Annotated in this window: 9 protein-coding genes; 5 read left to right on the plus strand and 4 right to left on the minus strand. The window is 44.6% G+C overall.

What is annotated here, in order from left to right:
* Positions 1-526 precede the first annotated feature (526 nt).
* Positions 527-1,039, minus strand: a complete 513-nt coding sequence (locus HUJ21_RS07570; protein ID WP_291368405.1) for a gamma carbonic anhydrase family protein — start codon at positions 1,037-1,039, stop codon at positions 527-529.
* Between the two features lie 153 nt (positions 1,040-1,192).
* Between HUJ21_RS07570 and HUJ21_RS07575 the strand changes: the two genes are divergently transcribed.
* The 4 genes from HUJ21_RS07575 (at position 1,193) to dinB (ending at position 5,700) form a co-directional block, all read left to right on the plus strand.
* On the plus strand, positions 1,193-1,915 hold the full coding sequence (locus HUJ21_RS07575) for a YceI family protein (RefSeq protein ID WP_291368407.1): 723 nt from the start codon (positions 1,193-1,195) through the stop codon (positions 1,913-1,915).
* Positions 1,916-1,994: 79 nt separating this feature from the next.
* The gene (locus tag HUJ21_RS07580) at positions 1,995-3,287 is read left to right on the plus strand and encodes an anthranilate synthase component I family protein (protein ID WP_291368409.1); all 1,293 of its coding nucleotides are present in this window, start codon (positions 1,995-1,997) and stop codon (positions 3,285-3,287) included.
* Positions 3,275-4,624 carry an NADP-specific glutamate dehydrogenase gene (gdhA, locus tag HUJ21_RS07585; RefSeq protein WP_291368411.1) on the plus strand — a complete coding sequence of 450 codons (1,350 nt, stop codon included), beginning with the start codon at positions 3,275-3,277 and terminating at the stop codon, positions 4,622-4,624. The genes HUJ21_RS07580 and gdhA overlap by 13 nt, the downstream gene beginning before the upstream one ends.
* An 8-nt stretch (positions 4,625-4,632) precedes the next feature.
* Positions 4,633-5,700 (plus strand): DNA polymerase IV, encoded by a 1,068-nt coding sequence (gene dinB / locus HUJ21_RS07590; RefSeq protein ID WP_291368413.1) that lies wholly within the window; start codon positions 4,633-4,635, stop codon positions 5,698-5,700.
* Positions 5,701-6,378: 678 nt separating this feature from the next.
* Here the strand turns inward: dinB and tnpA are convergent.
* Entirely contained in the window at positions 6,379-6,855 is a 477-nt protein-coding gene (tnpA, locus tag HUJ21_RS07595) for an IS200/IS605 family transposase (RefSeq protein WP_366483677.1), read from the minus strand.
* A 664-nt stretch (positions 6,856-7,519) separates the two neighbouring features.
* On the opposite strand from tnpA, the gene HUJ21_RS07600 reads away from it, so the two are divergent.
* Positions 7,520-7,744, plus strand: coding sequence for a hypothetical protein (locus HUJ21_RS07600; RefSeq protein WP_291368415.1), 225 nt, complete (start codon positions 7,520-7,522; stop codon positions 7,742-7,744).
* A gap of 3 nt (positions 7,745-7,747) precedes the next feature.
* Here HUJ21_RS07600 and HUJ21_RS07605 read toward each other — a convergent pair whose 3' ends face one another.
* A complete protein-coding gene (locus tag HUJ21_RS07605) occupies positions 7,748-10,012 on the minus strand; it encodes a BamA/TamA family outer membrane protein (protein ID WP_291368417.1) in 2,265 nt (754 codons plus the stop codon).
* Positions 10,013-10,064: 52 nt separating this feature from the next.
* Positions 10,065-11,694, minus strand: a 1,630-nt coding sequence (locus HUJ21_RS07610) for a translocation/assembly module TamB domain-containing protein (RefSeq protein WP_291368419.1), incomplete at its 5' end; no start/stop codon positions are given.

An 11,694-nucleotide genomic window follows, 5' to 3' on the forward strand; every position in this document is an offset into this window, starting at 1 on the left:
AACACATAGTTTTATAGATTAATTAAAGGTAAAAAATGCCTATGTGACCTATGTTACTATGTGGTTAATAAAATTTTAATGTAGCATCCTGTGAAAAATGGGTGACCAAAGCCTCAAAAAACCAGGGTGTTCAATTTAATGAATGTCCGTCAATAAATAAATACGTCATTGGTAGACTTAACATTTTAAAAAACGCAGAAATAGGGATGACGTAGTATGTTTTTAAAATATTGATTTTTAGTGGGTTAACTAAAACATCATCGGTAGGTGGAAAAACATAGGGACGAAGAGAATGGAAACGAACAACAAAGAGGTGTCACAAAGGTTGCACAAAGAACCCGAAGTAATATCAAAAAACCTCTGTGCCCTTTGTGGATCTTTGAGTCCTTTGTGACAAAAAAAGAGTTACAAAGAACAGTGAGGATACGTGGCTGCCTGCCGCTAGTGGAGGAAAGACACAAAATAGAAAGGAGTCACTTAAAGATAATGAGACAATTTGAAATCCGAAACCGTCGTCGGTAGGTTCTTAGTCCTTATACCAGCTCGCGTATTTGGGATAATTGGCCGCAATCCGGGAGATGGTTGCTTCCATCTCAGGCCCGGTGGCCTTAACCCTTTTGGCAGGAATTCCGGCATAAATGCTGTTTTTTTCCACCACAGTACCCGCCAACACCACTGCTCCGGCTGCGATGACGGCCCCTTCCTGAACGACAGCATCATCCATGACAATGGCGCCCATACCTATCAACACCCGGTCTTCTATGGTACAGCCATGTACAATGGCCTTGTGGGCGATGGAAACATCTGAACCAATATTTACCGGTGCCTTTTGATACGTACAATGGATGACCGCCCCATCCTGTATGTTTGTACGATCCCCTATCCGGATATAGTGCACATCACCCCTTACAACGGCATTGAACCATACGGTGCAATCTTTACCCATTACCACATCACCTACTACAGTGGCATTTTCTGCCAACCAACAACCCGCTCCAAATTGAGGGGCCTTATTACCTACTTTTTTAACTAGAGCCATATTTATGATAATCAGAATTATATTATTGTAAACCAGCGAAATTTTAAATTTTAAAAAATTTATTTGTTGAAATACTGAACTTTTTCATATAAAAACAGTTTGAGTGTTTATACATATAAATTGAAACCAATCTTAATTAAACCATTATTATTTATGAAAGCAATTAAATTATCGGGATTCATGTTATCGGCCGCTATGCTGGCGTTTTCATGTGGCCAAAGTTCGGAAACAGTAGAAACTTCAGAAGCAGAAGAAGTAGCTGTAGCTACCGGATCCACATTGGCCCTTGATGTCAATTCAAGTAAAGTAAACTGGAGAGGTTACAAGCCTACAGGCCAACACAATGGCCTTATCCCGGTTACCGGAGGTGAAATCTCAGTAGAAGGAGACGCCATTACCGCAGGAGAATTCACTTTTGACATTACCGGTCTTGAAATCCATGACCTGGAAGAAGGAAGTGAAAACCACGGTAAATTGTGGAACCACCTGCAGTCAGATGACTTTTTTGATGCAGCCAACCATCCTCAGGCAAGTTTCGAGATCACAGAAATCACTCCTTACGCCGCTGGTGATGAGGTGCAGGATAAAGAGCAATTTGAGTCTGAAAACACGCCAAAAAGTGCTTCTGAACTCGCACCAGCTACACCTACCCATTGGATCAGTGGTAACCTGACCATGAGGGGCAACACCAAAAACATCAAATTCCCGGCCAGCGTGTCTATGAATAACGGAACCATTACCGCCCAGGCAGGTTTCAACATAGACCGTACAGAATGGGGTTTGTCTTACGGTGATGAAGCTACTGCTGTTGACAAAGCCAAAGACCAGTTTATCTACAATACGGTAAGCGTCAATTTCGATATCAAGGCCAATTGATAGTGAAGTAAGAAATTATGTAATAGAGAAGGGGACATTTTGTCCCCTTTTTTATTGCCTTTTTCCTATTTTTGCCCCTATGTCCAAACAAGAAAGCAGCATTTCCCTTTCCGTCAACCCACAATGGGTCCGCCAATTGCTTGATTGGGCAGATCAGCATTTTAACTATTACAGCTATTTCAACCCCAATGGCATTGCCTATCCCGGGGATGCTTTCACCCATGTCTTTTATGCCGGTACTCAGGCAGTGGATTTGGATCATTTGGACCTTTTGCCTGCAGGAAAACCCAAAATAGGTATCATTTCCTATGACAGAAAAAACAGCTATGAAAAATTGGAAAGTGGGAATGATTGCCGGGTGACATGTCCCGAAACCTTGTTTTTCAGCCCTGAAATAACGGTAAGTTTTTCAGCCGATGTGGCAATGATCATCTCCTCCGACCCGGAAGCCTGTGCCAAAGCCATTGCATCCACGCAGGCAGTAAGACCTGAGGCCAGAGGTGATTTTACGCTCTTTGCTTCTCATGGGAAGGAAGAATACACCAGGGTTTTCGACAAAATCCAGCAACATATACTGGATGGGGATATTTATGAAATGAATTATTGCATGGATTTTCACGGCAGCTTGTCCTACGCCGATCCTGTTGGTTTCTATTTGCAACTTTGTGCCCATTCCCCCATGCCCTTCAGTGCCTTATTCAAAGCAAACGACCTTTTTCTGACTTGTGCCTCTCCGGAAAGGTTTTTGAAAAAAAAGGGGTCAACCCTGCTCAGCCAGCCCATTAAGGGAAGTGTGAGGAGGGGCAGCAACCCGCAGGAAGATGCAATGCTGAGAAAAACCTTGCTTGAAAGTGAAAAGGAAATGGCCGAAAACCTGATGATCGTTGATCTGATGCGCAATGACCTGTCCAGACTGGCCCAAACGGGTACGGTCAGCGTGGATGAATTGTTTGGCATCTATACTTTCCAGCAAATTACCCAAATGATCTCCACCGTAAGTTGCCAACTGCTTCCCGGTACAGGTTTCAGGGAAATCATTTCGAAAACCTTTCCCATGGGCAGCATGACCGGTGCGCCAAAAATCAAGTGTATGGAATTGATTGAAAGGTACGAATCCTTTAAAAGGGGTTGGTTTTCGGGATGCCTGGGATACATTGATGCCTCCGGGGATTTTGACACCTGTGTGATCATCAGAAGCTTGGTCATGGACCGGGCAAAAAATACCTATTATTTTGGTGTTGGCAGTGCCATCACCGCAGATGCCAATGCATCAGACGAATACCAGGAATGCCAACTTAAGGCTTCCACACTTATACAGACATTAAATTATTTTTATCAACTTAAAACCGATCCAGTTAAATGGCCGCACTAAACAATATCCTGAAGTCCATCACCCAAAAAAATCCCCATGAAGCAGAATACCACCAGGCGGTGGAGGAAGTATTTGAAAGTATCCTTCCCGTGCTGAAGAAAAACAAAACCTTTGTAGATGAAAAACTTTTTGAAAGGATATGCGAACCGGAAAGGGTTATTTCTTTTCGGGTTTGCTGGACAGATGACCAGGGAAAGGTGCAGGTAAATAAAGGGTTCAGGGTTCAAATGAACAGTGCCCTTGGGCCGTATAAGGGGGGGCTTCGTTTTCACCCCAGTGTGAACCAAAGCATATTAAAATTTCTGGCCTTCGAGCAAATTTTCAAGAATGCACTTACCGGATTGCCCCTGGGGGCAGGAAAAGGAGGGGCAGACTTTGACCCAAAGGGAAAATCAGACGGGGAAGTCATGCGGTTTTGCCAGGCCTGGATGATGGAAGCCTACCGCCATATCGGCCATTTTACGGATATACCGGCGGGTGACATAGGGGTAGGAGAAAGAGAAATAGGCTACCTTTTCGGTACCTATAAAAAAATCCGGAATGAATTTCAGGGAGTATTGACCGGAAAAGGTACGGATTGGGGAGGGTCCTATCTGAGGCCCGAAGCTACAGGTTATGGGCTGATTCACTTTGCCCATTTTATGCTTACGGAGGTCGATGACAACCTGGGCAACAAAACCTGTTTGGTATCTGGAGCAGGAAATGTATCCCAATTTGCCATGGAAAAGCTACTGCAGGAAGGGGCAAAAGTAGTGGCCTTTTCGGATTCCACCGGCTTTGTTCATGATCCTGAGGGCATGACTGAGGAAAAACTGAGTCACCTGAAAACCGTCAAAAACGGAGAAAGAAAAAGCATTTCAGCTTTTGCCGATAAATATGCTTCTGCCACCTTCACGGCCAAAGGAAATAAAAATATCTGGTCCATTCCCGCAGACTGTGCCTTCCCCTGTGCCACCCAGAATGAACTGGATGTTGCTGATGCCAAAACCCTACGGAAAAACGGGCTGATGCTGCTGGCAGAAGGGGCCAATATGCCCTGCACCCCCGAGGCCATCAATTATTTCCAGAAATCCAAGGTCCTGTATGGTCCGGGAAAAGCATCCAATGCCGGCGGAGTAGCTGTATCTGGACTGGAAATGACCCAAAACAGAATGGGTCGCTATTGGGCAAAAATTGATTTGGAGAAAGAACTGCGCGCCATTATGAAAAACATCCATGAAAAATGTCTGGAAACCATAGACAAACATCACCTGGAGGAGCAGGATTACCTGAATGCAGCAAATATCGGGGCTTTTGAAAAAGTAGCCAAAGCCATGCTCGCCCAGGGCACTGTCTGATAATAGTCATGACCCTGATCCGCAAAATCATACATGTGGACATGGATGCATTTTTTGCATCGGTGGAACAGCTGGATCATCCGGAGTACAGGGGCAAACCATTGGCTGTAGGCGGAAACAAAGAAAGGGGGGTGGTGGCAGCCGCCAGTTATGAAGCAAGAAAATTTGGGGTAAGGTCCGCCATGGCTTCCAGGCTGGCAGCAAAAAAATGCCCCTCCCTGATATTTGTCAAACCCCGGTTTGAGCGATACAAGGAAATTTCTCTGGAGATAAGGAAGATTTTTCTGGATTATACGGATCTGGTAGAACCCTTGTCCCTGGATGAGGCATTTCTGGATGTGACGGTAAATCACTTCGGTCTTCCATCGGCCACCCTGATAGCCAAAGAAATCCGGCAAAGGATCAAAACGGAAACAGGACTGAATGCTTCTGCAGGCATTTCTTACAATAAATTTCTGGCCAAGGTGGCCTCTGACCTCAATAAACCCAATGGTCAGGCGGTGATCACCCCGGAAAAAGCGCAGGCTTTTTTAGAGAGGTTGCCGATAGAGAAATTTTTTGGCATCGGCAGGGTCACAGCAGAAAAAATGAAATCCCTGGGCATACACAATGGGCATGACCTGAAGCAATACTCGCTGGCTTTTCTTACAGGCAGGTTTGGGAAATCAGGGCTGCACTATTACGAAATTGTGAGGGGTATACACAATAGTGAAGTAAAGCCCGACCGGATCAGGAAATCACTGGGGGTAGAAAGCACCTTTGAAAATGACCTGATGGATATAGCGGCCATTCTGGATAGCCTGAAGGAAAAAATTTTACCCGAATTTTTCAGGAGGCTGGAGCGAAATCAGGCCAGGGGAAGGACCTTGACGCTCAAGATCAAATACAACGACTTCACCGTACATACCCGATCCAGAACCTTTGCTGAGCCCATACCTCTGGATAGCATGGAAAACCTGAGCCTGGACCTGGCCCAACAAGAGGCAATAACCCATCCTGTGCGGCTGCTTGGTGTCAGCTTATCCAACCTGAGCAGATCTGATGAACCCGGGGAGCAGCTTAAGATCAGGTATTGAGGTCAAAAAATTCCCATGGTTCGGTATCTTTGCCCCGAAAGGGAAAGATATATTCCTCTCATTCTTGCTAACAGATATTCTATTGCGCACTTACAGGGCTGAGGTATTTTTGAAACTCTTTTTTCCATGGGCTGCACCCATCACTAGGGTATCTCGCCCTTTCAGGGCTGGGATGAATGAAAAATTAAGACGTCCTTCACCCTAAAAGGATAGCAATTACCAGAAAAATCCAACCTGAATTACCAATAACGAAAATATATTTTTAAGCCCTGAAGGGGCATAATATCCAAGCACAGGGTGAAGCCCTGTGAAAAGTATCGAAAACCCCATCCAAAGCCCCGAAGGGGCGAAATATATTCGGCAATCCAAACCGGTTCCAGGAAAAAATATCACGCCCCTTCAGGGCTCAGTCCGATTGAGTCATTCTATATCGATGGGCTGCACCCATCGCTGAGAGATCCCGCCCCTTCAGGGCTTGGCTGAATAGAAAATGAATGAGGCTCTAAGCACCGAAAGTGCGGAATAACTAAACACGGAAAGGAGACTTGTGACAGTATCCACTCCCCTAACTCAAGGAAAGGGCGTAATAAACCGACAAGAAGATAAGAATCAACCAAATAAAAAAACATGAAACCTATTTATCGAAATTATTACCAAAAATTCACAAACCCATTTATTCTAATCCCAAACATATCTCTCATCGTATTCAACATTATACTTTTCTAAAAACTTACGATATTCTTCCTGGAATGTCCTTTTTGCATGGTGAGTATGTTGGTTGGAAATGTATTGAATTACGGTGTCCACCTCTGTGGGATTTACCGAAAAGGCACCGTAACCATTTTGCCAATAAAAGTTTTCCAATCCTGCTCCTTGTGTTTTCACCCATTTTGAGGAATGGGATTTTAAGTCCTCCAGTAATTCTACCAATCCCCTCTTTTTTGATAGCAAGCAGAGAATATGAACGTGGTCGGTGTACCCTCCAATTTTTATTACCCGACATCCCATGTTATTACAAATCCCTCCCAGATAACGATGGAGTGCATCTTCTACCGTTATATTAATCAATGGCATTCGGTTTTTTGTACTAAAAATAATATGGATATAATTTCTGACGTGAGACTGTCCCATAATGCGTATATTAAATTTCTCCATTTGCAGAGAAATGTGTAAACACCTGATAACCTAACCCTTATAAAAATATTTCATTTTTGGTTTAATCGCAAATTTGCTGGTCAATTGCCAATTAATTTTTAACGGGATCGCGAAAAGAGTAACATATCCCACCCTTTCAGGGCTAGAATAATGCGAGTTACTCTTATACGATGGGCTGCACCCATCGCTGGGGTATTCCGCCCTTGCAGGGCTGGGATGAATGAAAAATTAAGACGTCCTTCACCCTAAAAGGATAGCAATTACCAGAAAAATCCAACCTGAATTACCAATAACGAAAATATATTTTTAAGCCCTGAAGGGGCATAATATCCAAGCACAGGGTGAAGCCCTGTGAAAAGTATCGAAAACCCCATCCAAAGCCCCGAAGGGGCGAAATATATTCGGCAATCCAAACCGGTTCCAGGAAAAAATATCACGCCCCTTCAGGGCTCAGTCAGATTGAGTTATTCTATATCGATGGGCTGCACCCATCGCTGAGAGATCCCACCCTTACATGGCTAGGTTTAATGGGAACCCTAAACCGAAATCGTGGAAACCTTCGGGGTCTTTGAGACCCTGAAGGTTTGAAACACCTGACCTTTGGGGATGGGGTGAATTTGCGTCGGACCACAGATTCCGGCATTAAACTTGTGGAATTAACTGCATGAATAATTTAAAATCTATGACTACCTATCAAAAATACCTGGACTTTGGTGTCAGGTATGGCATTCCATTGACCATAATTATGGCGACTCTTGCCATGAAAAAAGCGAAGGGTTTGGGCAACCTGGCTGTTTTTGCTTTGGTGACCCCTACCATGTTGGGCTACCTGTACAGCCTGAAGAAAGCCAAAGAAGCCTTGAAAAATTACCCTGAAGCTGCCAAATAACGATTAAAATGGATAACCGATGGCGAAATTGAAAATTAAATTTTCTCTTCTCCATTCGCTTTCTCCAAGGTTAAAATCTTTTTCCCAGCGTTCCCCTTCAGGCATGTAGGGTCTTCTCAGCGGGGTAGCCAGATCAAAGCGCAGCACGAAAAATTCAATATCCACCCGCAATCCTATACCTGTACCTATACCCAATTCCTTGTACCAGTCTTTCCCAATTTTTCCCCCGGGCAGGGCTTCATTTTCATTGACCAGCCAAACATTTCCCGCATCGAGAAAAACAGCCCCTCTAAGATAAGAGACGATAGGGAACCGAAATTCCAGGTTGCCTTCCAACCTGATGTCTCCGGCCTGATCAAAAAAGTTGGCCGTGCTCTCACTGTCTGGCCGGAAGGAACCCGGACCCAGAGATCGGATCCGGAAGGCCCGGATACTGTTGGGGCCTCCCGAAAAAAACTGTTTGACAAAGGGAAGGGAAACGGAATTGCCATAAGGCAAACCTACACCTCCAAAAAGCCTGGCTGCCAGCAGGCGCTCTTCTGTAAAGCGCCAATAGTACCTGAAATCAATATCGCCCTTGTTGTATTGTGCATAATTGAAGCCAAGGAAAGTATTGGGGTTCTCGCCGTTCAGCACCTCATTGGCAAAACGCAGGCCCGCCCCTGCCAGATCCAGGTTCGCACCAAAGAAAATGCTGTGGGTCCGGTATTTGTCCATCAATTTATTGTAAGAAAAATTATAGGTGATACCTGCTATGAATTGTTGCTCAAAACTTTGCCGCAAAAACGGATTGGCATTCAATATCTCATCAAATTCAGGGGAAGTGCGGGATAAGTTTACAAAGTTGATGCTAATCGGAGTTATTTCATGGTAAACAAAACGATTGGCATTCCAGAAGTAACCATAGGTTGAGGATATAGAGTTGAGCCGGTATAGCCCCCTGCGGTCCTGGTATTCAGTTCCCAGACTGATTTTGGTTTTGGGCACAGAATAGGCAAATCGCTCCTTGATGGTAATGGGGAACACTACCCTAGGAAAAATCAAATCTCCTTTCAAGCCCAATTCAAATGCATTTAAGCCCTCACGGTCTCCTGAGGCAATCTGACTTTCGTAAGCCAATTTACCCGTCAGGCTTAGTGTTTCACCCCCAAAAAACAAGTTTCGGTTCCTGTAATTCAAAAGCAGTGCCGGCCCCGCAAAATTATTGGATTTGGATACGCCCTGTAATTCCGCCCTTATCGACCGCTTGTCCAGCGGGGACAAATAGATTTTGGCATCCAAAAATCCCTTTCCGGATTCTATTTTATCTTTCACGGGATTAAACCTGACATTGACAAATCGGTAGTTGCCGATTCCGGACAACCTGTTACTTGTCAACCTGGATTGGCTGGCATCAAACAAGCTGTCCTTTTCAATCAATATATACTGCCGCAGTAATTCAGGTTTGAAGGAAAGGTTTTCCTGTATAAATTCCACTCCATTCACTACGGTGGTATCTGTATTTTCTCCGTATTCATCCAGGGAATAATTGGGCAATACCTGGATAGACCTGACCTGATAGGGTATTATCCCATCTTGGGGCACATTTTCCTTCAGCCTTAAAAACAAATCAAATTCGCGTCCCTCATATTGATTGGTATCTGCATCGAAAATCAGAAAATCAGGATTAAAATTATAATAACCCCTTTTTTTAAGTGCTGTATTCAGGCGCTCCCGCTCTTGCTTGAAGCGTGCCAGCTCAAAACGGTCTCCCTGCTTGATTTCACTGGAAGCCATTAAATCCCTGATATCATGATCTATAGGAAGACTGTCTCTTTCGTATTGGTAGGTTTTCAGGGTGTAGGGTACATTGAGGCTTATCTCATAGCTAACATCCCCCTTTTTTTGTTTTCTTCTAAAAGTGGAGCTGATTTCAGGGTAAAAGTAGCCTTTGTTTTCCAACCTGTTTAACATCAATTCCTCTGTTTTCTCTGTATCCACCTGACTGAGGTATACAGGTTCCTCCCCTATTTTTTTATAAATAAACCGGTTGATAAAACCCGGATTTTCCTTTTGCATTTTATAATGTGCCCACAAACCCAGATACTGACCCAATATCTTGTTGTTGGGTCTGGGCCTGATCAATCCCTGCAGTTCCTCCCTCACCTCATCGATGCGTTTGATCGGGGATTCCTGTGTAATTTCCAGCTTGGCTCCCGTGTAGAGCAATTCACCTTCAGGTATATACCGGGTTACATTGCAAGCCGTAGCTACCAAGAAGCAAAGCATCAACCAAATAAAATTTAGCTGACTGGGTCGCCTAAAATTACCGGTGTACATGTTATTTCTTTTGCTTATCATCCGCTGCTTCAGTTGAATCTTCTATTGGATCTCTGCCATTTCGTTTGGTTTCTATTCCCCTCCATAGCTCATGGAAGTAATTGAATTCACGATTAAAAATTGCCGAAAACCCAGTAACCACCAACTGTCCGTCTATAAAGCTTTCGAATTGATTTTTGCGAAAACCCCGGATTCGGTATCTCCCGTTTTCTGTAAGCAGGTATTCAATGCTGACATTTCCCAAAAGGGCATTCTCTGCGCCTCTTTCTCTGGAGCTGCCTTCAATATCAATCTGACTTCCTACCTGTACAATCAATCTGTCATCCAGAAAGCGTTTGCGGGCATTCAGGTTGAGCTGGGTCCTGGATTGCGGGGCCTCACCCTGATAATCCTGAAAGCTATCCAAATCCACATCCAGTTCAAAACCCGTTCCGCCCAGCGCATTATCTGTCAGGGAATTCAGCTCGCTGGAAAGCAATTGGCTTACACTTGATTTTGCCATGGCGGTGGTACCTCCACCACCTGTATTGGATCCACTGGGGAAAAACCTGTTGAGGACCAATAGGGAAAAAACCTGCCTGTTCAATTCCCCCTCCTGGTTGTTCAGTTGCTGCACCTGGGAATACACACTTCCCCCAATAGCACCTTTTTCATCTTCAGGCATATCCAAAGTAAAGGAAATCAAAGGCCTGAGCATTTCCCCTTCTATATTCAGATAAACCAAAAAGGGCAGTTGCTGCCGGTACTGCATCATATTTTCCCTGCTTCCACCGGCGGCAGTAGCTGTCATCAAATCGACAGCAGAAGTTTTGACCCTGTAAATGGCAGTGATGTCCATGGAGGCATCCAGGGGATCTCCGGCCCAGGTAATGGAACTGCCTTTCCTGATCTCAAACCTTCGGTTGACCATATTGTACAAGCTCAGTTCGTAATGCCCCCTGGACAGTTCATAAATACCGGTAAGATTAATCCGGCCATTTGGATCCAGGTCTAACTGAAGGTCTGCTGCCCCTTCTACCAGGAGGTTGTCCCCCGAGCGGGCATCAATGACCACATTGAATATGGCTTCCGGAGATACTTTCAACAAGGCAGACACCTGATAACCGGAAAAACCCGTATTGCTGGTCTCCTCCAGTCTTTTGGTAAGTATATCTTCAGGGTCCTCCCTGTTGACATAAGTGACAACTCCCTCTCTTTCCACCACATCCAGCTGGCTTTCCGGTACCACAAAACTCAGGTTGGTACCTTCATCTACGGTCAGGTTGGCCGAAACTTCCGGCAAGTTCAAATCTCCACCTATGGATACATCCGCATCAATAATGGCATCTCCATAAAAAAGATCATTGTCTTCTGCTGTGGAATTCAAAAACCTGAAATTGTTGGCGGTCAATTTGAGGTCAAATGCCGGGTTGGTAAAACTTTCTGTCAGGACTTGCCCATCCAGGGTAAAACCATTGCCCCCATTATCCTCAATGGTCAGTTGATCCAGATAGAGCCCCTGATTATCCAGGGTAATCTCCTCATCTTTTAATGAAAAACCTGCATTCAGTGTCTGTCTATTATACACATATGACTCTGCAGACAAATATAGAGGTGTGAAGCTGGGGGGGCGCCTGTTATATAAAAAAAAA

Origin of the sequence: Cyclobacterium sp. (assembly GCF_014762705.1) — a bacterium.
Classification (GTDB): Bacteria; Bacteroidota; Bacteroidia; order Cytophagales; family Cyclobacteriaceae; genus Cyclobacterium.